Genomic DNA, 26,803 nt, shown 5'->3' with positions numbered 1-26,803 from the left:
CTGGCAGGCGGCCAGACGAAAGCACCGTAAACACCGGACGACGAACCAGGACCAGCCTGCACGGCAGACAGCCGGCCAACGGCATATCCCCCGGGCGGCCAGCGCGCCGCGCCGTTATAATGCGCGGCTTTCCCTACACTCCGACCCGAGCGCGCCCGCGATCATGGACAAGAGCTTCGACCCGAAAAGCATCGAACAGACCCAGTACGACCGCTGGGAGGGCGCGAACGTCTTCGCGCCGCCGGCGACGGGCGAGGCCAACTACTGCATCCTGCTGCCGCCACCGAACGTGACCGGCACCCTGCACATGGGGCATGCCTTCCAGCACACCCTGATGGACACCCTCATCCGCTACCGGCGGATGCACGGCGACCGCACCCTGTGGCAGGGCGGCACCGACCACGCCGGGATCGCCACCCAGATGGTCGTCGAACGCCAGCTGGCCGCCGACGGCAAGGGCCGCCACGACCTCGGGCGCGAGAAATTCCTCGAGGCAGTCTGGGACTGGAAGGCCGAATCCGGCGGCACCATCACCCGCCAGATGCGCCGCCTGGGCGATTCCATGGACTGGTCGCGCGAGCGCTTCACCATGGACGAGGGGCTGTCCGACGCGGTGCGCGAGGTCTTCGTGCGCCTGCACGAGGAGGGCCTGATCTATCGCGGCAAGCGCCTGGTCAACTGGGACCCGGTGCTGCACACCGCGCTCTCCGATCTCGAGGTCCTGTCCGAGGAAGAGGTCGGCCACCTGTGGCACTTCCGCTATCCGCTGGCCGACGGCTCTGGCCATCTGACCGTCGCGACCACCCGCCCGGAGACCATGCTGGGCGACACCGCCGTCGCGGTGCATCCGGAGGACGAGCGCTACCAGCACCTGATCGGCAAGACGATCCGGCTGCCGCTGGTCGGGCGCGAGATCCCGATCATTGCCGACGACTATGTCGAGGCCGAGTTCGGCTCTGGCTGCGTGAAGATCACCCCGGCGCACGACTTCAACGACTACGCCATGGGGCAGCGCCACGACCTGCCGGTGATCAACATCCTGACCATCGACGCCTGCATGAACGACAACGTGCCGGCCGCCTATCGCGGGCTGGACCGCTACCAGGCCCGGCAGAAGGTTGTCGACGACCTGGATACAGAAGGACTGCTCGAAAAGATCGACGACCACAAGCTGATGGTCCCGCGCGGCGACCGCTCCGGCACCGTGGTCGAGCCTTATCTGACCGACCAGTGGTACGTGAAGGCCGGCCCGCTGGCCGAACCGGCGATCAAGGCAGTGGAGGACGGCCGCATCCGCTTCGTGCCGGAAAACTGGTCGAAGACCTACTTCGAGTGGATGCGCAACATCGAGGACTGGTGCATCTCGCGCCAGATCTGGTGGGGCCACCGCATCCCGGCCTGGTACGACACCGACGGCAACGTGTACGTCGGGCGCTCCGAGGACGAGGTGCGCGCAAAGCACGGCCTGAGCGCGGACGTGGTGCTCGAACAGGACGAAGACGTGCTGGACACCTGGTTCAGCTCGGCGCTGTGGCCGTTCTCCACCCTCGGCTGGCCGGAGCAGACGCAGGAACTGAAGGATTTCTACCCGACCAGCGTGCTGGTCACCGGCTTCGACATCATCTTCTTCTGGGTCGCCCGCATGATCATGATGGGCGAGCACTTCATGGGGGATGTGCCCTTCCGCGAGGTGTACGTCACCGGCCTGATCCGCGACTCGGAAGGCCAGAAGATGTCCAAGTCCAAGGGCAACGTGATCGACCCGATCGATCTCATTGACGGCATCAGCGCCGACGGCCTGGTGGCCAAACGCACCCGCGGCCTGATGCAGCCGCAGATGGCGCAGAAGATCGAGAAGGCCACGCGCAAGGCCTTCCCCGACGGCTTCCCCGCCTTTGGCACCGATGCCCTGCGCTTCACCCTGGCGGCACTCGCCACCACCGGGCGCGATATCAAGTTCGACCTCGGCCGCATCGAGGGCTATCGCAACTTCTGCAACAAGCTGTGGAACGCCTCGCGCTTCGTGCTGATGAACGTCGAGGGCCACGACTGCTCCGCCGCGGCCGATACCGCGGAGCACCGCACGCTGGCCGATCGCTGGATCCTCGACCGCCTGGCCGCCACCGCCGCGACCGCCACGCAGCAGCTCGATGCCTACCGCTTCGACCTCGCCGCGCAGACGCTCTACGAGTTCACCTGGCACGACTACTGCGACTGGTACCTGGAGCTGACCAAGCCAGTGCTGAACGACGACGCCACGCCGGAGGCGGTCAAGCGCGCCACGCGCAATACCCTGGTCACCGTGCTCGAGGCCCTGCTGCGCCTGCTGCACCCGGTGACCCCGTTCATCACCGAGGCCATCTGGACCAACGTGAAACCGCATGCCGGCATCACGGATGACATCGAATTCCTGGTGCAGCGCCCCTGGCCTGGCCGCGACGGCTTCCCGCGTGACGCGACCGCCACGGCCGAGCTCGACTGGGTGAAGGACTTCATCACCGGGCTGCGCCGCATCCGCGCGGAGATGGACATCGCTCCCGCCAAACCGCTGCCGGTGCTGGTAAAGAACTGGACCGACGCCGACCAGGAGCGCTACACCCGCCACCGCGGCCTGCTGGAGTTCCTCGCCAAGCCCGAGAGCGTCACCTGGCTGGACACGGCCGACGAGGCGCCGGAATCCGCGATGGCCCTGGTCGACGACATGCAGCTGCTGATTCCGCTGGCCGGGCTGATCGACAAGGACGCCGAGCTCGCGCGCCTGGACAAGGAAATCGGCAAGCTCGACAAGAACCTCGAACAGAGCGAGCAGCGGCTTTCCAACGCGAGCTTCGTCGACCGCGCCCCGGCCGACGTGGTGCAGAAGGAACGCGACCGCGTCGCCGAGATGCACGCCACCCGCGACCAGCTGGCCGCCCAGCGCGAACGCATCCGCGCGATGTGAGGGCGCTGTTCACCACGAGGCACACGCAGAAGACCGGAAAAGCATTTACGGGAGACGGGAAGGATCCAGGCTGACGGGCCGCACAGAGGACCAGCTGCACCCAAGGCGGTAATAACCTCGGGCCCATACCCCTTGAATCCCTGTTGATCGCTCTTGCCCGCCTTCGTGTCTTCGTGCGCTTCGCGCTTGAAGAACATCAGCTGATCCGTTCGAGCATGCCCCGGTGGCGGATCAAGCGCGCCAGGGTGCGGCCGGTGTGGTACCAGTGCAGCATCCAGCATTCGCGCGCCAGTCGCGCCGCCGATACGGTGGAGCCCGGCTCCGCCGGACAGGGGCAGACGCGCAATCCCATGCCGCGCGCGATGGCGACCGCCCGGGCGAGATGGAAGCGACTGGTCACCAGCACTAGGGGCGCATCACCGGCCTCCGCCGTCTCCGTCAGCAGATCGCGCGCATTGCGCAGATTCTCCAGCGTATGCCGCGAGGCGTCTTCGGTACGGATGCGCGTCGCCGCGATCCCGTGGTGTTGCAGAAGGGCCGCGCCCGCGGCGGCCTCGCTGGGAGCACCGGGGGAGGTCTGCCCACCCAGCACCAGGATCCGGGCATCGGGATTCCGGCGCGCCAGACGCACGGCGCGCAGCAGGCGCAGGCGGTAGCCCGGACCGGGCGCCCCCGACTCCAGCTGCTGCCCCAGCACCAGGATGCAGTCCCCGCGCCCGGGGCAGCGCCGCCGCCGCGACCAGTGCACGGTGTAGAGCCACAGCGCCAGCCAGGACAAGCCGCCGGTGGCCAGGATGATCAGATTCGACAGCGCAAAGGTCGCCAGGCCGTCCGGCCCGATGCGACCCAGTCCGACGCGCACCTCGCCCACGGGAGCCTTCTCAGGCCTCGTCTTCGGGCGTGGTGCCGCCGGTGAAGTGCAGCCGCGCGTTGCGCCGGCGCCGCGCCCAGAAGGCCAGGGCCCGCGGCAGGTTCAGCGCCATCTGCACGTAGTACACCGTCTTGAAGGCGCGCAGGGACCACTGCACACGGGTATTGCGGTAGACATCCCCGGCCAGCAGCGAGATCACCGCCTGCTCCATCCCGAAGGTATTGCGCGGACCCATGAACAGCTTGCGCATCACCGGGCTGTTGAAGCGGTAGATCAACCAGGAGAAACGGCGGACGCCACGGCGCACGTCGCGCTCAAAGGCACGCAGATAGCGTGCGGAGCGCGCCGGATGCTCCAGGCAGCGATCCACCGCATCGGCGGCGCGGAAGCCCCCCGACATCGCGATATAGACCCCGCTGGAGAACACCGGGTCGACAAAGGTGAACGCATCGCCGACCAGCAGATAACCCGGGCCGTGGGCCTGACTGGAGCGGTAGGAGAAATTGCCGGTGGCGTTGACCGGGCCAGCCAGCTCCGCGCCCTGCATGCGCTCGAAGGCCGGCGGGCAGAGCTTCAGCGTGTCCCACAGGAACGTCTCGGGCTTGGTCTTGCGCGTCTTCAGGTATTCGGGAAAACAGACCGCGCCCACGCTCATCGCCCCGTCGCGCAACGGGATCATCCAGATCCAGCCGTGCTGGAACCAGTAGATACTGATGTTGCCGGCATCGCGCCCGGCACGCCGCGGCACGTTGTTGAAGTGCCCGAAGATCGCGGCGCTGTTGTGTTCCGGGTTGCGCGCCTTCAGGTCCAGACGGCGCGCCAGGAAGGTATCGCGACCGGAGGCGTCGACCACGAAATCGGCCTCGAACTCCAGCGTGTTGCCGGAAGCATCGCGCGCGGTGACCTGCTGGGTCCCGCCCTTGGCGGGATCGGCCAGGGCGACATCGAAGACGGTGACCTCTTCCAGCACCCGCACACCCAGGCGGGCGCTGTTTTCCAGCAGCAGGTGGTCGAACTCCGAACGCCGCACCTCGCATGCCGACGCGGGTGTGTCGTCGTTCAGGGCGCGCTCGAAGTAATAGGTTCGCGGCGCGTCGGGCGCCTCGGGGATGGTGAACTCGGCCCCGTGCTTGGGGATGCCGATTGCCGCGATGGCCTCGGCCACGCCCAGTTCCTCGAACAACGGCATATTCATCGGCAGCAGGGATTCGCCGATGTGGAAGCGTGGATGCCGGGCCTTTTCCAGCAGCACCACGTCGCGCCCCTTCTGCGCCAGTCGGGAGGCCACCGTGGAGCCGGCGGGGCCTCCTCCGATCACCACCACCTGGCAGCGCCCGTCGGTTACGGCTTCCTGTCCCGGTTGTATCAAATCACGTCTCCGCTTGCCCGCCCGCAACCCCAGAAAGGCGACCCGGTCTGGTCGCGAGGGTACCACGGCCCCTCGGGTGTGGGTATCATCGGCGCCCACAGCAGGGTGACCCTCGCGCGAACGGCAAGTTCGGAGGCGATCACAAAATGCGCACATCACTGCACCGGGGGAACACGTGCCATCACAAACAGCGTTCGAACAGGAAGTCGCTCAACTGATCGTGGACAGCCTTAATCTGGAGGAGGTCGCGCCGGAGGAGATCGAGCCGGAAGATGCGCTGTTCCGTGAAGGACTGGGGCTGGATTCCATCGATGCCCTGGAGCTGGCCCTGGCCATCTCCCGCGCCTACGGCGTCCAGATCCGGTCGGACGACGAAAACAACCGCGAGATCTTCGCGTCCTTGCGGGCGCTGAGCGCCCATATCGAGGCCAACCGAGCCACGTCGTGAACACCCCACTCGCCGCCTGCGTGGCCCTGAGTTATCCGGTCGCGGTCGTCCTCGGCGTGACCTTCGAGATCCCGCTAGTGCCGCTGGCGATCCTGGCCACCCTGATCCTGGTGGCTGCATGGGCCTCGCTGGCCACCACCGGACGTGGCGTGCTGGCCGCGAGCCTGGCCGTGGGCATAAGCCTGTTGCTCCTCGGCGGGATGGCCACCTGGCTGCTGTATGCTTTGCCGGTGCTCATCATGGGGCTCTTGTCGCTTCTGTTCGCGCGTTCGTTGCGCAGCGACTCTACCCCGCTGATCACGCGCTACGCCCTGGCCATGGGGGCCTCCGACACCGCCGCGGTGCACCGCTACACCCGCAACCTCACCATTACCTGGGCCCTGCTGTGTGCCGGACTGGCAATCGTGTCCGCCTGGCTGGCGCTGTTCGCCACCGCCACCACCTGGGCCCTGTTTGCCAACGGGATCAACTACCTTTTTCTGGCCGGCCTGTTCCTGCTGGAGTATCCGCTGCGCCGCTGGCTCCTGCGCGACGAGCCGCACAACGGCTTCCTGGCCTATCTGATGGAGCTGGCGCGGGTCGATCACCACCGGATGCTGAGGCACCCGTGACAGATACCCCGCAGGTCACTCGACCACTGATCGCCGACACGCCCGCCCCGCTGGCGCGCATCGGCGATCGGGCGATCTCGCGCGCCGCCTTCCTCGCCGACGCGCAGGCGCTGGCCGCACGCCTGCCGCAGGCGCGGGCGGCCTTCAACCTGTGCCAGGACCGCTACCACTTCGCGGTCGCCTTTGCCGCCATTCTGCTGCGCGGCCAGGTCAATCTGCTGCCCCCGAACCGCGGGAGCACCACCCTGGCCGAGATCGCCAGCCAATACCCGGACGCGCCTGCCCTGGTCGACGGCCCGGATGCCGAGATCGCAATCCCGATCCTGCGGGTGTCCGCCTGCGGCGCAGCCGGCGAGGCCACCGGGGCGATCCCCGAGATCCCCGCCGACCAGACCGCCGTTCTGGCCTTCTCCTCCGGCAGCACCGGCACCCCCACGGCCCATGCGCGGACCTGGGAGGCCCTGCATGCTGTCACCTGGCAGGCGCTGGAATGCTTCGATCTGGTGGATGGCTCCGGACCGACCCTGATCGGCACGGTCCCGCCGCAGCACATGTACGGCCTGGAGTCCACGCTCCTGTACGCCCTGCTGGGGCACGCCACCCTGCTCGCCGGACGCCCGTTCTACCCCGAGGACATCCGTGCCGCACTGGCGGACTGCACCCCGGCCGTTCTGGTAACCACACCTTTTCATCTGAGCGCCTGCCTGCGTGCGGGGCTGGAGTGGCCGACCCCGGAACGCATCCTCTGCGCGACCGCGCCCCTGGACCCGGAAACGGCCGGCCAGGCCGAACGGGTGTTCGGCTGCCGCCTGGACGAGATCTACGGTTGCACCGAGGCCGGCGCCATTGCAACCCGCCGCACCACCCGCGAATCCGACTGGACGGCCTACCCCGGGGTGCAACTGCATCGCAATGACGACGGCCTCGCGCGCGTCCAGGGACCCCAGCACCCCGAAGCGGTCCCGCTTCCGGACCACATCGAGGTCCGGGACGTCAGCCACTTCCGCATGGAGGGGCGCCTGGCCGATCAACTGAACATCGCCGGCAAACGCGCCTCCCTGGCCGATCTCAACCGCCGACTCAACGCAATCCCCGGGGTGCTCGACGGGGTGTTCATTCCGCCGGGCACCGATCAGGACACGCACGGCGTGACCCGGCTGGCCGCCCTGGTGGTGGCACCGGATCGCAGCGCGGCCGAAATCCAGGCTGCACTGGCCGAGTGCATGGACCCGCTGTTCCTGCCGCGCCCGCTGGTCCGCGTCGATCATCTGCCGCGTTCGGCCACCGGCAAGCTGCCACGCCAGATCCTGCTGGACCTGCTCGCCCATCACGGCCAGTGCGCCTGAGCCGCCCGCCCTGATGCAGACCCTCATCCAGTCCACCATTCGCCGCATCGGGGCCGGTCACCCATCCCTGCCCGGGCACTTCCCCGGTCACCCGGTGGTGCCCGGCGTGGTCATCCTCGACCAGGTCGCGGCGGTGGCCCACGCCCACGGTCTCGGGCCGGTCGAGGCCCTCCCCCAGGTCAAGTTCCTTGCACCCCTGGGACCCGAGACGGCATTCCGGGTCGAGATCGATCCGCCCGGACACGGCGGCCGTCAGGCCTTCCGCGTACTCGCGGCGGATGGCGAGGCCCCCGTCACCTTCTGTGCCGGCCAACTGATCACGACTCACGACACCGCGGACGCATGAGCCGCGGCTGGTTTCAGCAGGCGGAACGGGGCTCGCCCCTGGCCCTGCGCATCATCCTCTGGGTGGCCCTGAATCTCGGGCGCCGCGCCAGCCGCACCCTGCTCTACCCGATCACGGCCTACTTCCTGCTGTTCGCACCGCAGTCGCGCCGCCACAGTCGCAACTACCTGCGCCGGGTCCTGGGGCGCGAACCGCGCCTGGGCGATTTGGCCCGGCACCTGCACTGCTTTGCGGCGGTCATCCTCGACCGCGTCTTCCTGCTCGCCGGCAAGGACGCCTGTCTGGACATCCAGGTACACAACCGCGAGACCTTCCTGGAACACGTGGACAGTGGCCGCGGCGCGATCCTGCTGGGCGCGCACCTGGGCAGCTTCGAGGCCTTGCGGGCGCTGGCGGTAGGCAAGTACGACTTTCCGGTCAAGGTCCTGATGTACAACGACCACAACCAGAGCATCACCCAGGTCCTGGAGGCCCTGAACCCCGAGGTCGCCGCGTCGGTGATCCCGCTGGGGCGTACCGAGACCCTGATCCAGGCCCGCGAGTGCCTGGATCGCGGCGAGCTGATCGCAACGCTGGGCGACCGCGTCGCCGAGAGTGACAAGATGGTCGCCTGCAACTTCCTCGGCGACACCGCGCTGTTCCCGCAAGGGCCGCTGCTGCTGGCCGCGGTGCTCAAGGTCCCGGTGATCCTGTGCTTCGGGCTCTATCGCGGGGGCAACCGCTACGATATCGTCTTTGAACCCTTCGCCGAGACCATCGAGGCCCCACGCGGGCAGCGCGATGCAGCCCTGGCACACTGGGTACAGCGCTACGCCGATCGCCTCGAGGCGCGGGTGCGCGAGGCCCCTTACAACTGGTTCAATTTCTATGACTTCTGGGACGATGCATCCAAATAGGCGAGGCCACGGCTTTGGCCCGCGTATCCGCCAGTCCGGCATCACGCTGATCCTGGCCTTGGGTCTTCTCGTCCCTGTTTCGGCCCTGGCCAACGACACCCTCGGCGCCTTGCTCGAAGCCCTGACCACCGAGCGCGCGGCGACCCTCGCGTTCGAAGAGCGCCGCGACGACCCGATGCTGGAATTCCCGGAGACCCGCTCGGGCTCCCTGGCCTTCGAGCCCCCCGATACCCTTACCCGCCAGGTCGACGGCCCGCGTGGCGAGACCGTGCACATCGAGGGTGACACCCTCACCCTGGAACGTCGCGGCTCCAGCCGCGAGATCGACCTCAACGAACAGCCCGCCCTGGCCACCCTGGCCGGGTTGTTCCGCGCCCTGCTGACCGGCGACCGCGAGACCCTGGAGAGCGACTTCGAGATCGACGTCACGGGGGACATCGACGCCTGGACCCTCGCGCTCGTCCCGCGGGATCGTGCCCTGCGCCGCATGGTCCCCGAACTGACCCTGAGAGGCGCCGGCGGCGAACTGCACGAACTGGTCATCATCGAGGCTGGCGGCCACCACAGTCGCATGCGCTTCGAACCGCCACAGTACGCGGACTAGTCCTTGCTGCGCCGCCACCCCTCCCGCGTTGCCCTGACGCTCTGGCTGGCCGCCCTGCTCCTGGCCACGCTGACGCTGACCCTGCGCGGCGAACTGGTCACCGACCTGCAGGGCTTTGCCCCGGACCCGGTCAGCACGGACGGGATCGCCCTGGACCCCGGGGCCGGCCCCGCCGGACGCATGCTGCTGCTGGCCATCGCCGGTGGCGAGGCCCGCGAGCGGGCGGCAGCCAGTGATGCACTGGTCGCGGCCCTGGACGATGCCCCCGATGTTGCCGGCATCCACAACGGCCGCCTCGACCCCGACGACCCGGCGCTGGATTTCCTGATCGAGCATCGCTACCTGCTAAGCCCCCGGGTCGATGCCGAACACTTCAGCCAGGACCGCCTGAGCGAACACCTGGAGGCCCGCCGCGACGACCTCGCCAGCGCCGTCCCGGAACTGCCACGGGAACTGATCCCGCGTGACCCCACCGCGGAGGTCCGGGTCGTCCTGGAGCAGCTCGCCGCCACCGGTGGCCAGGCGACGACCGGCGCCGAAGGCGTCTGGGTCACCCCCGACCGGGGACGGGCCCTGCTGGTGCTGCGGAGCACGGCCGACGGCATGGACCTGGATGCCCAGGCCGCCCTGATCGAACGCACGCACGCGGCCTTCAGCGACCTCGCCGAACCGGATCTTCAGCTGCAGATTGCCGGCCCGGCGGTGATCGCGGTGGACTCCCGCGCCACCATCCGCGGCGAGGTCACCTGGATCACCGCGGGGGCCAGCGTCGCGCTGGCGCTCCTGCTGCTGGCGGTGTTCCGCCATCCGCACCCGGTCTGGCTGGCGGCCGTGCCACTGGCCAGCGGCATCCTGATCGCCGCGGCCGTGGTTACGCTGGTCTTCGGACATCTGCACGGGATCGCGCTGGCCTTCGGCATCACCGTGCTGGGCATCGCCCTCGACTACCCGCTGCACCTGTTCGCCCATGCGCAACGAGGCGATGGTGAACCGTCCGGCGACGGACGGGCCGACGGCGGGCGCCTCCCGCAGGTCGCGCGCGAGCTGTGGCCCGCCATTGCCCTGGGAGCCGGCAGCACGGTACTGGTGTATGCCCTGATGGCAATGACCGGGTTCTCCGGCATGGCCCAGCTCGGGCTGTTCGTATTGACTGGCGTGGCCGTGGCCGCCGTGGTCACCCGCTGGATCCTGCCAACGCTGGTCCCCACCCGCTTGCAGCGCGAGGGCCTGCCGCCGCTGCGCCTGCCCCTGCCCACGGGTCTCGCCCAGCCCCCCGCCATCGCGCGCTGGGGCCTCGCCCTGCTGGCCCTGGCCGCGATCGCCGTGGTCGCGACTGCCGACCCCTTCCCCTGGGAGGATCGCCTGTCCGCCCTGCACCCGGTACCGGAGGACCAGATTGCGCTCGACCAGGACCTGCGCAGCGCCCTGGGGCTGCCGGACGTCCGCCATGCCCTGCTGGTCAGCGCCGACACGCCGGAACAGGCCCTGCGCGCCAGCGAGGCCCTGACACCGGGCCTGGAGGCCCTGCGCGAGACCGGGGCCCTGGACGGCTTCGGCCATGCCGCGAACGTCCTGCCCAGCCGGGCACTGCAGCGCGAGCGTCAAGCCGCGTTGCCGGAACCCGATACCCTGCGCGAACGCCTGGAGGTGGCGGGCGCAGGGTTGGGGTTCCGCGACGGGGCCTTCGAGCCCTTCGTGAACGACATCCAGACGGCCCGTCAGCAAGACCTGCTGGAACCCGAGGGCCTTCCCGACGGGCCGCTGCGCAATGCCCTGGAACCCCTGCTCCAGCCCCGCGATGACGGCACTGGCTGGATCGCCTGGGTGCGCTTGCAGGGCGTCCATGACCCCGATGCCCTGACCCGCTGGGCCGAAGACGCACCTCTGGCCAGCGTGCCGGAACTGGACGGGGTGGGTATCCGCCACATCGACTTCTTCCGCGCCTCCGAAGAACTGGTGATCGGCTTTCGCGTCGAGGCCCTGCACCGGCTCGCGCTGGGAATGGTCGCGGTGGCCCTCCTGCTGCTGGCCGTCACCCGGGCGCCGGGACGCAGCCTGCGCATCCTCACCGCGGTGGGCACCGGGTTGCTGCTGACCCTGGCCACACTGATCCTGCTGGGCATCCAGCTGTCGCTGTTCCACCTGATCGCGATGCTGCTGATCACCGGGCTGTGCCTGGATTACGCCGTGTTCTTCAGCCGCCCGCTGCGGGATGCCGCGGCGCGCCTGCGCAACCTGCGCTCGGTCAGCGTGTGCGCACTGTCCACGCTGGTGGTGTTCGGTCTGTTGGCCCTTTCCAGTCTTCCGGTCTTGCAGGCCATGGGCCTCACGGTAGTGCTGGGCGTGGTATTTTCCTTCCTCGCAGCGGCCCTGCTGGCCCCCGAGGCCAGCCGCCGGCAAACTGCCTGAAGCAACGCCGAACTGGCCCAATCCACCCGGAACCCCCTCCGGCCACAACCCGCAGATACGCCCGTCCATGGACCCCCTGGTCATCACTGCCCACACCCTGACGAGTGCCGCCGGCACCGGGATCGCCGCCAACGCCGAGGCCCTGCGCAGCGGCACCAGCGGACTGCGTGCCTGCGACCTGGAGCGCGTCAACCTGGACACCTACGTCGGCCGCGTACCGGGTGTGGAAGCCATCGCCCTCGAGGGCGCCCTGGCCCCGTTCCTGTGTCGCAACAACCAGCTGGCCGAGCTGGGGTTGCGCCAGGACGGCTTCGCCGAGGCGGTGGCGGCTGCAGTGGAGCGCCACGGGGCCGACCGGGTGGCCGTACTGCTGGGCACCAGCACTTCCGGGATCGCCGCCACCGAGGCCGCGTACCACCGGCGTGACCCGCAGACCGGGGCCCTGCCACCGGACTACGACTACCAGCACACCCAGAACATGTTCTCGCTGGCCGACTTTGTTGCCACCCGCCTCGGCCTGTCCGGCCCCGCCATGGTGGTCTCCACGGCCTGCTCGTCCAGCGCCAAGGTCTTTGCCGATGCCCGGCGCTACATCGCGGCGGGACTGTGCGACGCCGCCGTGGTCGGCGGCGTCGACAGCCTGTGCGGCATGACGCTGTACGGCTTCGACGCCCTGCAGCTGGTCGCCGCGCAGCCCTGCACCCCGCTGGATCGCGACCGGGCCGGGATCTCCATCGGCGAGGCCGCCGGCTTCTTCCTGCTGGAGCGCCCCTCCGCGAATGCCCACGGCGCGCGGCTGACCGGTTACGGCGAATCCAGCGATGCCCACCACATGTCCGCCCCGCACCCGGAAGGCCTGGGGGCCGCGACGGCACTACAGCAAGCCCTGGACCGTGCAGGGCGGCAAGGCGACGAGATCGACTATGTGCTGATGCATGCCACCGCGACCCCGGCCAACGACCGTTCCGAGGCCCACGCCCTGATCCACCGCCTGGGCCCGACCCCGCGCGCGGTGGGCAGCAAGGGCCTGACCGGGCATACCCTCGGGGCTGCCGGCGCGGTGGGGGTCGCGCAGGCACTGGCCAGCCTGGCCGGCGGCTTCGTGCCGGCGACCGCCGGGCTGGGGCACCCGGACCCGGAACTGGGCCTGGATGCACGGGCAGAGACCGAGGAACGCCCGGTTCGGCGGGTCCTGGTCAACGCCTTCGGGTTCGGCGGAAACAACTGCAGCCTGCTGCTGGAGGCACCGCAATGAACACCATCGGTCTGCATGCGGTCGGACTGCTGGGCCCGGGACTGGACGACTTCGAGACCGCCCGCGCCATCCTCGCCGGCACGGCGCCTCTGGCGGGTGACGCGATCAATATCCCACCCGTGCGGCTGCTCCCCGCCAACGAGCGTCGACGCACCACGACCACGATTCGCCTGGCCCTGAAGGTGGCGGAAGAGGCCACAACCGACAGCGATCGCAGCCAACTGCGCAGCGTGTTCGCCTCGTCCTCCGGCGACATGGACATCATCGATCGCATCTGCGACGCGCTCACCCAGCCGGAGCCGGTGGTCTCGCCGGTCCAGTTCCACAATTCGGTGCACAACGCCCCGGCCGGTAACTGGTCGATCGCCACCCGCAACCCCGCCCCGGCGACCGCCGTATCCGGCTACAACGCCACGGTGGCCGCCGGCTTGCTGGAGGCCGCGACGCTGCAACAGTGCGAGGGTGGCGAGGTGCTGCTCACCTGCTACGACGTACCGTCGATGGAGACATTCATCCGCGTGCGCCCGATCCACCATGCGTTCGCGGTCGCCCTGCGCCTGGGGCCGGTGGAGGGCGCCACCTGGCGGCTGCAGATGGACCTCAAGGGACCCGCCACCGCCGATCGCTGCGTGGCTGACGAGCTGGAGGCCCTGCGCGAGAGCAACCCGGCGGCACGCGCCCTGCCCCTGCTGGAGCAACTGGCCCGGGGCACGGCCGGCCATGTTACGCTTGACGCCCCGTTGGGCCGGTCGCTGAGCATCCGCATCGAGCCCTGAACAATCGCTTGGATCAGGAAGATCCCGCGCATGCCATCCCGACCCGAAACCCTGGATCACGACGCCATCTGCCGGCTGCTGCCGCACGCCGGGGCGATGTGCCTGCTGGATTCGGTAGAGGCCTGGTCCGACGACGCCATCCACTGTCGTGCCGACAGCCACCGGGATCCGGCCAACCCGCTGCGCGGGGAAGGCGGCCTGCATGCCCTGGCGGCACTGGAATACGGCGCCCAGGGCATGGCCGTGCACGGGGCGCTGCTGGCGGATGGCGGCCCGCCCCGGGCCGGCTACCTGGCGGCCGTGCGCAACCTACAACTGCGGGTCCAACGTCTCGACGGCCTCGACGACCCGCTCGAGATCCACGCCGAACGCATCCTGTCGGATACCCACAGCTCGATCTACGACCTGCGGGTCACCGCCGGTGACCGGCCGGTGCTGAGCGCCCGCGCGACGGTGATACTGCAACCCGCCGACGAGGAAAAGACCCCGTGACTGCACGCGCCCTGATTACCGGAGCCAGCGGTGCCATCGGCGCCGCCATTGCCCAAGCCCTGGCCGCGGCTGGCCATGAGGTGGTCCTGCACGCCCATCGCAATGCCGACGCGGCCGAAGCAACAGCCGCGGCCATCCGCGCCGACGGCGGCCAGGCCCGCGTGCTGGTGTTCGACATCACCGACGAGGGGGCCTGCCGCGAGGCCCTGGAGCCCCTGGCGGCCGAACAACCGGTGCAGATCCTGGTGCATAACGCAGGCATCCACGACGATGCGCCGCTGGCCGGAATGCGCCGCGAGCAGTGGGACCGACCGATCGACGTCGGACTGAACGGGTTCTACAACGTCACCCAGCCACTACTGCTGCCGATGATCACCACCCGCTGGGGCCGGGTCGTGGCGATCTCCTCCGTCGCCGGGCAGATCGGCAATCGCGGCCAGGCCAACTACGCAGCGGCCAAGGCCGGGCTCCATGGTGCCATTCGCTCGCTGGCCCAGGAGGTCGCCTCGCGCGGGATTACCGCCAACGCGGTCGCCCCCGGGATCATCGAAAGCCCGATGAGCGATTCGAGCTTCGATGCCGACCGCATCCGCAGCGTCGTACCCATGCGCCGTGCCGGCCAGCCCGCGGAGGTCGCGAGTGTGGTCGGCTTCCTCGCCAGCGAGGGCGCCAGCTACGTGTCCGGTCAGGTCATCGGCGTCAATGGTGCCCTCGCCTGATCCCGTCATGAGCCACGTCGTTGCCCTGATCCCGGCCCACAACGAGGCGGCCACCATCGAAGAGGTCGTCACTGGCGCCCGCGCCCACGTGGACCGGGTGATCGTGGTGGACGACGGCTCCGAGGATGCGACCGCAAGCCTGATCGAGGGCCAGGCGGAGGTCCTTCGGCAGCCCGAGAATGGTGGCAAGGCGGCCGCGTTGTGGGCCGGGATGCAGCATGCCCTGGCCACCGGGGCCGATGCCGTGGTGACCCTGGACGCCGACGGCCAGCACGACACCACGGAGATCCCGGCCCTCATCGCCGCCTGGCGCGAGACCCCCGAGCGGCTGATCCTGGGGGCCCGACTCAAGGGCCGCGAACATACCCCGCCGCTACGCCTGTTCGGCAACCGCATGGCGGACTTCTGGATTGCCTGGGCCTCGGGGCAACCGCTGCAGGATTCGCAGTCGGGGTTCCGCCTGTATCCCGCGGCGCTATTGCGACGCCTCGAGCTGCGTCATCACCGGGCGCGCGGCTTCGTGTTCGAAAGCGAGGCCCTAATCGTCGCCGAGCGGCTGGGATTCCCGGTGCGGGTGGTCCCGGTACGCTGTATCTACCCGGAGAACCACCGCCCCAGCCATTACCGCGCGACCGCGGACACCCTGCGCATCATCGCCATGGTCGCCGGCCACCTGCTGCGCCGCGGAATGCGCCCGCTGGGGCTGTTGCGCTCGCGGGGCCTGTTGCGCTGAAGGCCCCGGCGTGCGCTCCGGGCCGCGCCCTTGGAAACCACCGGCACGCATGTCTACACTCTCGACGCACCCATCCCAGAAGGAAAACGCCATGAATACCAGGACGTTGCTGGTCATCTTGTTTGCCAGCCTGATCGCGCTGGCCGGCTGCCGCGGCACGGTCCCCGTGCACAACGTCAGCGATACCACGGTCACCGATGTTGCGGGTGAACGCCCCAGCGCCGAACAGATGGAACGCGCCATCCGCACCGCCGGAACGGCGCTAGGCTGGCGCATGGAAGAAGTGGAACCGGGGCTACTCGAAGGGCGACTTGCGCTGCGCGACCACGTCGCCGAAGTGGAGATCCCCTATGCGGCGGGTGAATACAGCATTCGCTACAAGGACAGCACCAACCTGAACTACGCGGACGGCAATATCCACCCGAACTACAACAACTGGATCCAGAACCTGGACAACCAGATCCGGGCGCAGATCTCCGCCCTCTGAGCCCACCCCGCACCGTGTCGGGCACGCCCCGGCGCCGTGCGTCCAGGGCAAAGGGCCTTTCACCACTAAGCGCACGAAGGCACGAAGAAAACCCGTAAAAGAGCATTTTCAGGAAGGCGGGGAGATCGGAAGGAATGCGGTGACGGAAGAGTCTTGCTCCTCCGTTGCGGTCTTGCCCATCATTCAGTCTTCGCACCTACCTGGTGGATGCTTTTCAGGTTTTCTTCGTGCCTTCCTGTGCTTCGTGGTGATCCCAAACCGACTCCGCGGTCACGGGTCAGTCGGGGCGCGGGCGTTCGTCCGGCTTGCGTGCCTCGCCCTCGGAACTCTTGGGGGTCGGCTCGTCGTCCTGGGCGTCCGATTCGTTGGCGCCGCCGGCCGCCTCGCCGGGACCGGCGCCGTAGTCACGGCGCGTCATGTGCGACAGAAGCTGCCCGGCCCGGTCCTCGAGGCGATCACGGGTCGGCTTGTCCGCCAGTTCCTCCGCGCTCTGCGCCAGGTGGTGGTAGAGGTCGCGGTAGGAACCCGCCATGGTCGCGAACAGCGTGGCCGTGCGATCGAAATGGTCGTTGACCTGGCTGCGGTAGCGGGTCAGTTCCTGCATGCGCCGGTCGAGTTCCTCTTCCAGCTCGCGGATCAGCTTGCGCTCGTCACTGGTGACGCGGCCCACCCAGAAACCCACGAGGGCGGCAACCACGATGGCCAGGATCCCGAGGGCCACCCACAGCCCCACTGCTGTCTGTTCTTCCACCACGACATCCTCTGCAAATGGAGCCGCCATTGTGCCGCAGGCCCTCGCCGAACGCACTGCCGGGCATGCTAACCTCGCCACAACAGGGACACCGGAACCACGCAGGAAGGCCCCCGGAAGCCGTTTCAATCCGCCGTACAACCAAGAGTCAGACCCACCATGATCGAACCGCAACATGCCCAGCAGATCCGCCAGGCCCAGGCCGGCCTGATCAACCTGGTGGTGCAGGCCACCCAGAACCCGGAGACCCGCCGCGAACTGGAGCCAGTGCTGAACCAGGCCCACGAGGCCGGCTGGGGCGAGCTGATCCTGCGCATCCGCCGCGTGCTCGAAGGCGAACGCGACACGTCCCTGCTGCAGGGGCTGGACGACGAGGACACGGTGATCCTGACGGCGATCCTGGCCGGCCTGCAGGATCCCTCCACCCTGCCGGACCCCGAGCAAAGCGGCGATCCGGCGCAGGCCGCACCGGGGCTGGCCCAGATGATCCACGGCGCGGCCCACGGAGACGCCCAGTCGCTGCACTGGCTGTCGCAGATGGCCGAACAGATGAGCCGGGCCGGGGGCGACATGGCGCGCCTCGGTGGCATCACCAAGCGCCTGGTGGACGGCGAGCGTGACCCGGATGTGCTGTGCCGCGGCATGGACGCCCAGGGCGAGTCGCTGGTGCTCTCGATCCTCTCGGAGCTGGGCAAGCTCGAGCACCACTGACCAACCCGTGCGCCATTCCAGCATTTGCAGGCCACGCCGCCGAGGCACGCTCCGCCTCGAGCATCTGATGCTGGCCGTAATTGCCCTGTGGCTCCTGCAAGGCTGCGCCGCAGTCACCCTGCAGCCGCCGGCCGAACCGGAAGACCCGGTCACTGTGGCACTCCTGGACCACGGCCATCACTCCAGTCTGGTCCTGCCGACCGCGACCCCGGACGCCTGGCTGCGCTATTCCTACGGCGACTGGTCGTTTTACGTCGAGCGGCGAATCAACCCCCTGCAGGGGCTGGCCGGGCTGTTCCTGCCCACACGGGCGGGCCTCGGCCGGCAATCCCTGACCGGCTCCAACCTGGAAGACGCGACGGCGACCCAGTTGCGCGTGCCGCTGGAAGAACTGCATCTGCTGACGGTCCCCGGGGCCAGGGTCACGGCACTGCGCGAGGCGCTGGAGGGAATCTGGCAGGCGGGCCACGATGACCGCGAGGTATCGACAGAATGGGACATGGCCTTTGTCGAACACCCCGAGGCCTACACCCTGCGCAACAACTCCAACCGCATGGTCGCGCACTGGCTGACGGCCCTGGAGGTCGATGTCTCGCGCCTCCCGATCATGTCCAACTGGAAGCTCGACTCACCCTGAGGTCAATCAAGGCCCTCTGACCACGAAGCGCGCGAACCTAACCCTTCGTGCGCGCTTCGTGGTGGATAAACGCCGGGCGTCAAAGGCGGTGGGCCCACTCCAGGACGGCATCCTGCAGGTTCCGGCCGAGGCCCTGATGCGCGCGGGGGTCGTTGACCAGCACCACCACGGCCAGGTCGTCCCCACCTTGCGTGCGCACGTAGCCGGCGACCGCAGAGACCTCGTTGAGGTGCCCCGTCTTCAGGTGCATCTGCCCGCGCAGGTCGCGCTGGCTGCCGTTGCGGAAGCGATTGCGCAGGGTCCCGTCCAGCCCGGCCAGGGCCAGGGAGGACTGGAATTCCGGACGGTGAGAGTGCTGCCATCCGCCCTCGAGGATCTGGCCCAGCTGGCGCGCGGTCATGCGGGTGTCGCGGCTGAGCCCCGACCCGTTGTCGACCACCATGCCACCCACCTCGACCCCCAACCCGCGCAGCGACTCCAGCAGGGCCTGCTGCCCCTTCTCCAGCGTGGCCGGCGGGGTGAAGTGACGCGCCCCCAGGGTCAGCAGCAGGTGGCGGGTCATCACGTTGGAGCTCCACTTGTTGGAGACCCGGATCAGATCCGCCAGCGGCCGCGAGGTATGACGCAGGATCGGTTCGTCGTACAGCACCGGCAGCACGCCGGGGCGAATGTCGCCGGTCAGCTCACCACCCCACTGCGACCAGTGCAGACGGAACATCTCGGCGTGATTGGCCTCCGGCGTCAGGACCGTACGCAGCAGTTCGTAGTCCCCGCAGTTAACCGGGTACTCGCCGGACAGGGTCACGCGTTGTGCCTCGGGGTCGGCGTCAAAGCGAATTCCCCGCTGCCAGGCCCCGCAGCTGCCACGCGACGGCTGCAGGCGATTCTCGATCGTCAGCCCCGGCAGCGGCGGATCCACGGTCACGTCAATCCCGTTCCCATGCCGCTCCGGCCGCACACGGAAGCGCTGGGCGTTGGCGTTTACGTGCAGGGCATAGGGCAGCTGGTTGTAGGCCCGCAGCGGCTGGTCATTGAATGCGGCCGGATGGCCCGGAGGCAGTTCGAAATGCGAGGCGTCGAGGATGACGTTGCCCTCGATGCGCCGCAGCCCGGTCTGACGCAACTGCCCCAGCATGCGCCAGTGCTCCTCGCTGACCATGCCGGGGTCGCCGGTCCCACGGATCACCAGATCGCCGCGCAATACACCGTCGCGCACCGGTCGCGTAGCCCACACCTCGGTGGTCCAGGTGTATTCCGGCCCCAACTCGTGCAAGGCCGCCAGCGAGGTAGCCAGCTTGATGGTGGAGGCAGGGTTGTACGGCTGATCGGCATTCAGGCGCGCGAGGACCGCGCCATCGGACATCCGCTGTACCCACAGGCCCACATTTGCCGGCGGCAGACGCTGGCTGTCGATCGCCCGCTGCAGCGGTCCCGGGAGATGCTCGAACTGGGCCTGTGCGGCCAGCGGTGCCAGCCACAACAAGAGGATCAAAGCGACGGATACGAAACACCAGGAAGGTCCGGACCGGGGCCCGGGGCGACGCGAAAAACGACAAGGGGACATTGAGACCAGCCATCCTGCATGAGAGCCTTCGGCAACGGCCCCTATAGTGTGCCGCCATCCCGGCCGCGACAAGCCCTCCGGGTGGGCTTCGTCACGCCCAGGGGAAATCGATCACCTGATCGATACGCGACACCCCCAACAGACGCATCAGCAGCCGGTCCACGCCCAGGGCCACGCCCGCGCAGTCCGGCAGCCCGGCCTCCAGTGCCGCCTCCAGGTGCCGATCCGCGGGCGGGAGTGGCTGACCACGCGCACGGCGGATCGCGATATCCCTTTTGCGACGGCTGCGGAACACCACCGGATCGGTCAGCTCGTGATAGCCGTTGGCCAGCTCCAGGTCGCCCCAGTAGAGCTCGAAACGGGCGGCATAGCCCGGCCGGTCCGCGCAGGGGCGCGCGAGGACGGCCTGGCTCTCGGGGTAGTCGAACAGGATTGTCAGCCGGTCCGGCGGGAAGCCCGGCGCGATCACCAGGCTGATCAGGGCATCCAGCCAGCCATCCCGATCCAGCCCGCCGCGGATGACCAGCCCGTGGTCCCCCGCGACCCGTTCCAGCTCCGCGGCATTCGTCTCCGCCGGGTCCACTCCCAAAGTCGAGCGAAACAGATCGGCATAGGCGATCGCCTCGCACCCCCGGGGCGCGTGCCAGTCGGGAGACTGCGCGGCCTGATCCGCGATCAGGGCCACCACCTCGCGCGCCAGTGCGTGGTGGTCCAGGCCCAGGCGATACCACTCCAGCAGAGTGAATTCGGGGTTGTGCCGCGGGCCGGATTCACCGCCGCGGAACACCCGTGCGATCTGGTAGATATCCGGGGCGCCGTCCGCCAGCAGGCGCTTCATCGGGTATTCCGGCGAGGTCTGCAGGTAGCCGCGCTCGCCGCCGGGCGCCTGCGCCTCCCAGCTCTCCAGCATTGGATCTTGCGGCGCGCCCCGGCTCAGGATCGGGGTCTCGACCTCGAGCACCCCGCGGGCCGCGAAGAACGCCCGCAACCCGGCCAGGAGGCGGGCGCGCGCCGCGCGGGCCGGCGCCGCACCCGGACGCCAGTCGGTCATGTCGCAGGGCCTGCCGGGGTCCGGCTCACACGCGCGAGACGTACTCGCCGTTGCGGGTATCCACCTTCACCGTCTCGCCCTCTTCGACGAACAACGGGACCTTGACCACCGCGCCGCTCTCCAGCGTGGCCGGCTTGGTGCCGCCCTGCGCAGTGTCACCGCGCAGGCCCGGATCGCACTGGGTGATCTTCAGCTCGGTGAAGGACGGCGGCACCACCGACAGCGGCTCGCCGTTCCACAAGGTCACGGTGCAAATATCCTGTTCCTTCAGCCACTGCCCGGAATCACCCAGTGCGGCCTCGCCGACGGCATACTGCTCGAAGGTGTCCGGCACCATGAAGTGCCAGAACTCGCCATCGTTGTAGAGATACTGCATCTCGGTATCCATCACGTCGGCGGCCTCCACCGACTCGCCGGACTTGAAGGTCTTCTCCAGCACCCGGCCGGTACGCAGATTGCGCAGCTTGACCCGGCTGAAGGCCTGGCCCTTGCCCGGCTTGACGAACTCGTTCTCCACGATGGCCTGCGGGTCACCATCCAGCAGGAGCTTGAGACCGGCCTTGAATTCGTTGGTACTGTAGGTTGCCATTACGCGCTGTCCCTCGATGATGCGTGGCGCGGACATGCCGCCCCGTCCGGAAACGATTCATGCCCACAAAGCCCGTCATGATAACGCGCGAGGCGCGCGGAACCCAGCCAGCCGAACCGGCATCCACACCGGCCTGGCAGCAGGCGCTGGCGCGCGCGATCGCCGATCCCGAGACCCTGGCCGCACGCCTGGGACTGCCGCCCGAGTCCCTGCCGGGCATGCAGGCCGGGCACCGGCTGTTTCGCACCCGCATCCCGGAGAGCTACCTGGCCCGCATCCGCCCCGGCGACCCACGGGATCCCCTGCTGTTGCAGGCCCTGCCGGACGCGCGCGAGGCCATCGAGTCCCCGGGGTTCGTCAGTGACCCGGTCGGCGACCACGACGCGCTGGCCGCCCCCGGCGTGGTGCACAAGTACCACGGCCGTGCCCTGCTGCTGACCACCGGGGCCTGCGCCATCCACTGCCGTTACTGCTTTCGCCGCGAATTCGACTATGCCGACCACAATCCGGCCCGGGACGACTGGGAACCCGCGCTGAACTACATTGCGGCGCATCCGGACATCCGCGAGGTCGTCCTCAGCGGCGGCGACCCGCTGAGCCTGTCGGATACCCGCCTGGAACGGCTGACGGACCGGCTCGGAAACATCCCGCACCTCGAGCGCCTGCGCATCCATACACGCCTGCCGGTGGTGCTGCCGGAACGGGTCGACGACCGCCTGCTGGCCTGGCTCGGCAAGGGCCGTCTGCAGCACATCCTGGTGCTGCACGCGAATCACCCGCGCGAGTTCGCCGCACCGGCCGATGCAGCGATCGATCGCCTGCGCGCCGCCGGGGTCACGCTCCTCAACCAGGCGGTACTGCTGGCCGGCATCAACGACGACACCGAGACCCTGATTGAACTCCAGGAGGCCGGCTTCCGCCTGGGCGTGCTGCCCTACTACCTGCACCAGCTCGACCGCACCCGCGGCACAGCCCACTTCGAGGTACCGGACGCCCGCGCGCGCGAACTCTACCGCGCCCTGCACGCCCGCCTGCCGGGCTACCTGGTCCCGCGACTGGCGCGCGAGATCGCCGGAGAACCCGGCAAGACCCTGCAGACACCGTTTCCCGCGCATGAATGAGCCCCACCGGCACCCACACCGATTGCGCGGTTTGCTGCTAAAGTAGCGCCAGAATCCTGCAACCGGCCCAGCAACCACTGGACACGCCCATGCTGCAAGCCCTGCCCGAGCTGCCCACCCAACCGGCCGGTCCCGACAGCTTCCCCCACCAGACCCCGCAAACACTGGACGCCTGGTGTGCGGAGCTGCCCGGCAGCGAGCCGGAGCTCGGCATCCAGCGCATCCGCGAGGCCCTCGACGGGCTGAACGCGATCGTACTTCGCCCCGGAACCCGAGCCACGCTGGTCGCAATACTGGAAGATCATCTCCTGCCGCTACTCCCGGCCATGGAGCGACTGCTGCGCCAGCGGCCCCTGCCGCTGGGCAACCGCAGCCGCAAGCGCGCCGATGTTTACAGCGCCGCCGTGCGCGCCCTCCTCACCGCGGAGCTGCTGGTGGTCCGCGAACGCGCGGACGCGCACGACAACCGCCACGCGAAACGCCTGACAGCACCCCTGCAGGCCGCAGTCGCCCTGCTGGGGGCCTTGAGCGTGCACCACTGGCGGCTGTACCAGTCCGTGCCGCCTGGCCACTGGCAGCGGCTGTTCGATGTGCTGCGCCTGGCGCGTGAGCAGGGAATCGCCGACGAGCGGCCCGCCACCGACAAGCGCTTCGGCCCGCTGGAGGTGGACCGCATCGAAGCCATGAGCGCACGGCTGATGATACTGGGCAGCACCGATCCCAATGCGCTGAAGATGGGCGAAATGGACTTGCTGGCTCGCTGGGCCAACACGTTGCCCCTCGCCTGCACCGCCGCCCCCGACCCGGAACAACACCCCGATCTTCCCGTACTGCGCTGCAATCTCGACCGCGACCACGCCCCGGGCCTGGTCCTGCGCGGGACACCGGCCACCGAACCCGCCTGCTTCATTGAGCTGACGCCGGCGCTGGACGCCCTTCGTGAACGCCCCGACGACCTGGAACCGCGCCGCCGCGGCGAGGGACAGCCGCTGGCCGAACACTTGTTGCGCCTGTGGTCGAACCTGCCGACCCGCCGTCACAGTCGCGAGAGCGCCAGCGACCTGCAGCGGATCTGCGTGATGGGCCTGGAACGTATCCATGATTTCCTGCTGATGGAAATGGACAGCCGGCGCGCGCCCGAGACCGAGACCGAGACCACCGGGGCAGCGGAAGCGCCGGAGACCAGCCTGAAATCCCTGCAAGAACACGACCGCGGCGTCAGCGTGTTCGAAATGTCGAAGGCCGCGCTGCGCGGCTCGGATCTCGCCCTGGTAGACAGCCCGCACCGTTCCGACCGCGAGCGCGACCTGCAACCACTGGCGGACGACACGCCGAATACCGCCGCGACCGCCTGGGAAGATGTCGGGCGCGGACTCGAGATCGCCGCCCGCGATGAATCCACGGGACCGATCACCAAGCGTCACCCTCCGGAACACTGGCAGGTGGACGACATCGGCGCCGGCGGCGTGCGTCTGCGCCTGGACAACCCCCAACAGCCCTTGCTGATCGGGGACCTCGTCGGCTTGCGTGCCGTGGATGGCCATCGCTGGACCATCGGGGTTCTGCGCTGGATTCGCTTCGACGACCAGGCCGGCAGTCTGATCAGCATCGGCGTGGAATTTCTCGCCGATCGCTGCCTGCCCATGCAGATTCAGGATTTCCGCAATGGCATGGCGGCGGGCGTCCCGCAATCAGGACTGTTCGCCCCGCAGCGCACCGATGCCGACGGGGCAGTACTGTTCCTGCCGGCGCAGGTATTCGATCATGAACAACGCGTCGTCTGCTGGCTGAACAGGCGCGCCCGTGTTCTGGAACTGGACAGCGAGCGCACGGGCACTACTCTGTTTACCGAGGTCGGGTGCCGCATGACCGGCCTGGAGGTCCACCAACCGGCCGGCGAGACGCCCGACATCGCCGACGGACCGGCCATCGCGGATGACGACGGACCGCCATTCACTACCCGCAACCGCGACGACTAGCCCCATGAACGAAACGATTCGCACGCTCTTCGTGACCAGCAACCCGAACCGGGCTGAAGAGGTCATCAGCAGTATCCGGACCCGCGGCAGCGCGATCCGGCCGGAGCAGGTATCCGGCAGCGACGCCCTGGCCGAGGCGCTGGAGGGCCGGCGCTTCGACGTGATCGTCCTGATCGAACCCGGCCTGGCCCTGACCCGGGAACACGTCGACGCGGCGCTGCACGCATCCGGTCGACGTACCCCGCTGGTCATCATGACCGAGCGCCCCGAACCCGCACGCATAGACGACTACGAGGCCGGCGCCTATGCCGTCGTCGATCACGAACTGCACGAACTGGCCGGCATCCTTGCGGTGCGCGCTGCCGAGCAGTTCCAGCTGCGCCAGCGGATGGGGCGCATGGACGCATCGCTGCAGGAGTCCGAACGCCGCTGCCAACTGTTGCTGGACAACTCGCGCGACGCCATCGCCTACGTCCACGAGGGCATGCACATCTATGCCAACGCGTCCTGGCGTGAACGCTTCGGGATTGCCGATCCGGAGGAAGTGGAAGGCCTGCCGCTGATGGACCTGATCGCCCCGGAGAGCCGCGACGAACTGAAGGGCCTGCTGCGCCGCTTCCAGAGTGGCGAGGAAGGTGACCAGACCCATCAGGCCTTCCAGCTGCAGGCGTTTGACGGCACGCCGTTCGAGGCCAACCTGCGTCTGTCCACCGCCAGCGTCGAGGGGGAGGCCTGCACCCAGGTGCTGCTGGACTCGGCCCAGGAGGATCCGGAGCTGGCCGAGAAGATCGACTACCTCTCGCAGCGTGACCTGGTCACCGGGCTCTACAACCGCCAGCACTTCTCCGGGATGATCGAGACCGCGCAGAGCCAGGCCGCGCAATCGGAAAAGCCCTTCGCCCTGGTCACCCTTGCGGTCGACCGTTTCCCCGAGATCCGGGCCAACGTCGGCATGTCCGCCAGCGATCTGCTGCTTGCCGATATCGGCAAGCTGATCGAGGATCACTTTCCCGACCCGGCCATCGCCGCACGCCTGGAGGCCGAGCACTTCGGGATCGTGGTCCCCGACACCCGGCGCAACGAGGTGGAGGCCCGCATCCACGGTCTGATGGAAGCGGTCACCGGACGTGTCTTCGAGCTCGGCAACGCCTCGACCAACTGTAGCCTGTCGGCCGGCATCGTGATCGCCGACGAGACGGCGGTGGATACCGAAGAACTGCTGACCCACGCCGACCGCGCCCTGCAAGAGGCCGTGGAGGCTGGGGGCGGAAACCACCGCTTCTTCCGCCCGGCAGAGGGCGAGATGACCCAGGCGCAGAACGACCAGCAGTGGAAGCTGCGCATTCAGGACGCCCTGGAACACGATCGCCTGGAACTGCTGTATCAGCCGATCGTGAACCTGCACGGTGCCGATCGCCCGCGCTACTCGGTCTTCGTGCGCCTGCGTGACGCCGAGGGGCATATCCACGAGCCGGATGCCTTCCTGCCCAGTGCCGAGCGCACCGAGATGGCGGCACCCATCGACCGCTGGGTCCTGAAGACTGCGCTGCAGATGCTGACGGAACAGCTAAAGAAAGACCCGACCACCCAGTTCTTCCTCAAACTGACCAACGGCTCCCTAGGCGACCCCTCCGTGGTCAGCTGGCTGCACAACGACCTGCACGGCATGCGCATCCCCGCCGACAACGTGGTCGTCGAGCTGAAGGAACCCACCGTGGTTACCCACCTGAAGCCGGCGATCCACGTCGCCCGCGGGCTGCAGGAAATGCACGGCCATCTGTGCATCGACGACTTCGGCAGCGGGCTGAATCCGTTCCAGCTCCTGCAGCACCTGGAGGCGGATCACATCAAGCTGGACCCGTCCTACGTGAAGAACCTGGCCGAGAGCGAGGAGAACCAGCAGTTGATCCGCGAACATACCGATGCCGCGCATGCCAAGGGCAAGCAGGTCATCGTGCCCTATGTCGAGGACGCCAGCGTGCTCGCCGTGCTCTACAGCCTGAACGTGAACCTCGTTCAGGGCTACTTCCTGCAGGCACCGATGCCCGCCCCCACCTTCGATTTCGCCTCGACCTGAGCCCCCCACCTCGCGGACCT

The 26,803-nt window shown here is 68.6% G+C and carries 25 protein-coding genes; 19 read left to right on the top strand and 6 right to left on the bottom strand.

The window, feature by feature from the left end; genetic code table 11:
* Positions 1-163 precede the first annotated feature (163 nt).
* On the top strand, positions 164-2,941 hold the full coding sequence (locus B0684_RS03895) for a valine--tRNA ligase (RefSeq protein WP_018649692.1): 2,778 nt from the start codon (positions 164-166) through the stop codon (positions 2,939-2,941).
* Between the two features lie 196 nt (positions 2,942-3,137).
* Here B0684_RS03895 and B0684_RS03890 read toward each other — a convergent pair whose 3' ends face one another.
* Positions 3,138-3,812, bottom strand: coding sequence for a YdcF family protein (locus B0684_RS03890; protein ID WP_018649691.1), 675 nt, complete (start codon positions 3,810-3,812; stop codon positions 3,138-3,140).
* Positions 3,813-3,822: 10 nt separating this feature from the next.
* Entirely contained in the window at positions 3,823-5,136 is a 1,314-nt protein-coding gene (locus B0684_RS03885) for an NAD(P)/FAD-dependent oxidoreductase (protein WP_018145368.1), read from the bottom strand.
* A 220-nt stretch (positions 5,137-5,356) separates the two neighbouring features.
* On the opposite strand from B0684_RS03885, the gene B0684_RS03880 reads away from it, so the two are divergent.
* The 13 genes from B0684_RS03880 (at position 5,357) to B0684_RS03820 (ending at position 16,303) form a co-directional block, all read left to right on the top strand.
* The gene (locus tag B0684_RS03880) at positions 5,357-5,629 is read left to right on the top strand and encodes a phosphopantetheine-binding protein (protein ID WP_026182088.1); all 273 of its coding nucleotides are present in this window, start codon (positions 5,357-5,359) and stop codon (positions 5,627-5,629) included.
* Positions 5,626-6,240 (top strand): COG4648 family protein, encoded by a 615-nt coding sequence (locus B0684_RS03875; RefSeq protein WP_018649690.1) that lies wholly within the window; start codon positions 5,626-5,628, stop codon positions 6,238-6,240. Before B0684_RS03880 ends, B0684_RS03875 begins: the two co-directional genes overlap by 4 nt.
* Positions 6,237-7,586 (top strand): AMP-binding protein, encoded by a 1,350-nt coding sequence (locus B0684_RS03870; RefSeq protein ID WP_018169136.1) that lies wholly within the window; start codon positions 6,237-6,239, stop codon positions 7,584-7,586. The genes B0684_RS03875 and B0684_RS03870 overlap by 4 nt, the downstream gene beginning before the upstream one ends.
* A gap of 13 nt (positions 7,587-7,599) precedes the next feature.
* A complete protein-coding gene (locus B0684_RS03865) occupies positions 7,600-7,932 on the top strand; it encodes a hypothetical protein (RefSeq protein WP_018145364.1) in 333 nt (110 codons plus the stop codon).
* Entirely contained in the window at positions 7,929-8,828 is a 900-nt protein-coding gene (locus B0684_RS03860; protein WP_018169137.1) for an LpxL/LpxP family acyltransferase, read from the top strand. Before B0684_RS03865 ends, B0684_RS03860 begins: the two co-directional genes overlap by 4 nt.
* A 58-nt stretch (positions 8,829-8,886) precedes the next feature.
* The gene (locus B0684_RS03855; RefSeq protein WP_077276965.1) at positions 8,887-9,432 is read left to right on the top strand and encodes a LolA-related protein; all 546 of its coding nucleotides are present in this window, start codon (positions 8,887-8,889) and stop codon (positions 9,430-9,432) included.
* A gap of 3 nt (positions 9,433-9,435) precedes the next feature.
* The gene (locus B0684_RS03850; protein WP_018169139.1) at positions 9,436-11,841 is read left to right on the top strand and encodes an MMPL family transporter; all 2,406 of its coding nucleotides are present in this window, start codon (positions 9,436-9,438) and stop codon (positions 11,839-11,841) included.
* 67 nt (positions 11,842-11,908) lie between these two features.
* Positions 11,909-13,096 carry a beta-ketoacyl-ACP synthase gene (locus B0684_RS03845; RefSeq protein ID WP_018169140.1) on the top strand — a complete coding sequence of 396 codons (1,188 nt, stop codon included), beginning with the start codon at positions 11,909-11,911 and terminating at the stop codon, positions 13,094-13,096.
* The gene (locus B0684_RS03840) at positions 13,093-13,872 is read left to right on the top strand and encodes a beta-ketoacyl synthase chain length factor (protein ID WP_018169141.1); all 780 of its coding nucleotides are present in this window, start codon (positions 13,093-13,095) and stop codon (positions 13,870-13,872) included. The genes B0684_RS03845 and B0684_RS03840 overlap by 4 nt, the downstream gene beginning before the upstream one ends.
* Positions 13,873-13,902: 30 nt before the next feature.
* Positions 13,903-14,364: a hotdog family protein gene (locus B0684_RS03835; protein WP_018169142.1), complete on the top strand. Its 462-nt coding sequence runs from the start codon at positions 13,903-13,905 to the stop codon at positions 14,362-14,364.
* A complete protein-coding gene (gene fabG, locus B0684_RS03830) occupies positions 14,361-15,083 on the top strand; it encodes a 3-oxoacyl-ACP reductase FabG (protein WP_018649688.1) in 723 nt (240 codons plus the stop codon). Before B0684_RS03835 ends, fabG begins: the two co-directional genes overlap by 4 nt.
* Before the next feature lie 7 nt (positions 15,084-15,090).
* Positions 15,091-15,816 carry a glycosyltransferase family 2 protein gene (locus B0684_RS03825; protein ID WP_018169144.1) on the top strand — a complete coding sequence of 242 codons (726 nt, stop codon included), beginning with the start codon at positions 15,091-15,093 and terminating at the stop codon, positions 15,814-15,816.
* A 91-nt stretch (positions 15,817-15,907) separates the two neighbouring features.
* On the top strand, positions 15,908-16,303 hold the full coding sequence (locus B0684_RS03820) for a hypothetical protein (RefSeq protein WP_018145355.1): 396 nt from the start codon (positions 15,908-15,910) through the stop codon (positions 16,301-16,303).
* Between the two features lie 277 nt (positions 16,304-16,580).
* On the opposite strand, the gene B0684_RS03815 is transcribed toward B0684_RS03820, so the two are convergent.
* Positions 16,581-17,054 carry a Z-ring associated ZapG family protein gene (locus B0684_RS03815; protein ID WP_018145354.1) on the bottom strand — a complete coding sequence of 158 codons (474 nt, stop codon included), beginning with the start codon at positions 17,052-17,054 and terminating at the stop codon, positions 16,581-16,583.
* Between the two features lie 159 nt (positions 17,055-17,213).
* On the opposite strand from B0684_RS03815, the gene B0684_RS03810 reads away from it, so the two are divergent.
* Together B0684_RS03810 and B0684_RS03805 are read left to right on the top strand one after the other, a co-directional pair.
* Complete coding sequence (locus tag B0684_RS03810; protein WP_018145353.1) at positions 17,214-17,765, top strand: hypothetical protein; 552 nt, start codon at positions 17,214-17,216, stop codon at positions 17,763-17,765.
* 67 nt (positions 17,766-17,832) lie between these two features.
* Positions 17,833-18,402, top strand: coding sequence for a hypothetical protein (locus B0684_RS03805; RefSeq protein WP_018169145.1), 570 nt, complete (start codon positions 17,833-17,835; stop codon positions 18,400-18,402).
* Positions 18,403-18,481: 79 nt separating this feature from the next.
* Here the strand turns inward: B0684_RS03805 and dacB are convergent, their stop codons facing one another.
* The 3 genes from dacB to efp form a co-directional block, all read right to left on the bottom strand.
* Positions 18,482-19,891 (bottom strand): D-alanyl-D-alanine carboxypeptidase/D-alanyl-D-alanine endopeptidase, encoded by a 1,410-nt coding sequence (gene dacB / locus B0684_RS03800; RefSeq protein ID WP_416200030.1) that lies wholly within the window; start codon positions 19,889-19,891, stop codon positions 18,482-18,484.
* Between the two features lie 166 nt (positions 19,892-20,057).
* Entirely contained in the window at positions 20,058-21,017 is a 960-nt protein-coding gene (gene epmA / locus B0684_RS03795; protein WP_018169147.1) for an EF-P lysine aminoacylase EpmA, read from the bottom strand.
* A gap of 25 nt (positions 21,018-21,042) precedes the next feature.
* A complete protein-coding gene (efp, locus tag B0684_RS03790; RefSeq protein WP_026182087.1) occupies positions 21,043-21,606 on the bottom strand; it encodes an elongation factor P in 564 nt (187 codons plus the stop codon).
* Positions 21,607-21,683: 77 nt separating this feature from the next.
* Here efp and epmB point away from each other — a divergent pair, with 77 nt between their 5' ends.
* The 3 genes from epmB (at position 21,684) to B0684_RS03775 (ending at position 26,783) form a co-directional block, all read left to right on the top strand.
* The gene (gene epmB, locus B0684_RS03785; protein WP_018169149.1) at positions 21,684-22,727 is read left to right on the top strand and encodes an EF-P beta-lysylation protein EpmB; all 1,044 of its coding nucleotides are present in this window, start codon (positions 21,684-21,686) and stop codon (positions 22,725-22,727) included.
* An 89-nt stretch (positions 22,728-22,816) separates the two neighbouring features.
* Positions 22,817-24,706 (top strand): hypothetical protein, encoded by a 1,890-nt coding sequence (locus B0684_RS03780; protein WP_018649685.1) that lies wholly within the window; start codon positions 22,817-22,819, stop codon positions 24,704-24,706.
* A 4-nt stretch (positions 24,707-24,710) separates the two neighbouring features.
* Complete coding sequence (locus B0684_RS03775; protein WP_018169151.1) at positions 24,711-26,783, top strand: EAL domain-containing protein; 2,073 nt, start codon at positions 24,711-24,713, stop codon at positions 26,781-26,783.
* Positions 26,784-26,803: the final 20 nt, after the last annotated feature.

The sequence above is a fragment of the Thioalkalivibrio versutus genome (assembly GCF_001999325.1).
Classification (GTDB): domain Bacteria; phylum Pseudomonadota; class Gammaproteobacteria; order Ectothiorhodospirales; family Ectothiorhodospiraceae; genus Thioalkalivibrio; species Thioalkalivibrio versutus.
The sequence above is the reverse complement of the archived record's forward strand: the minus strand, read 5'-3'. Positions and strand labels throughout refer to the sequence as shown.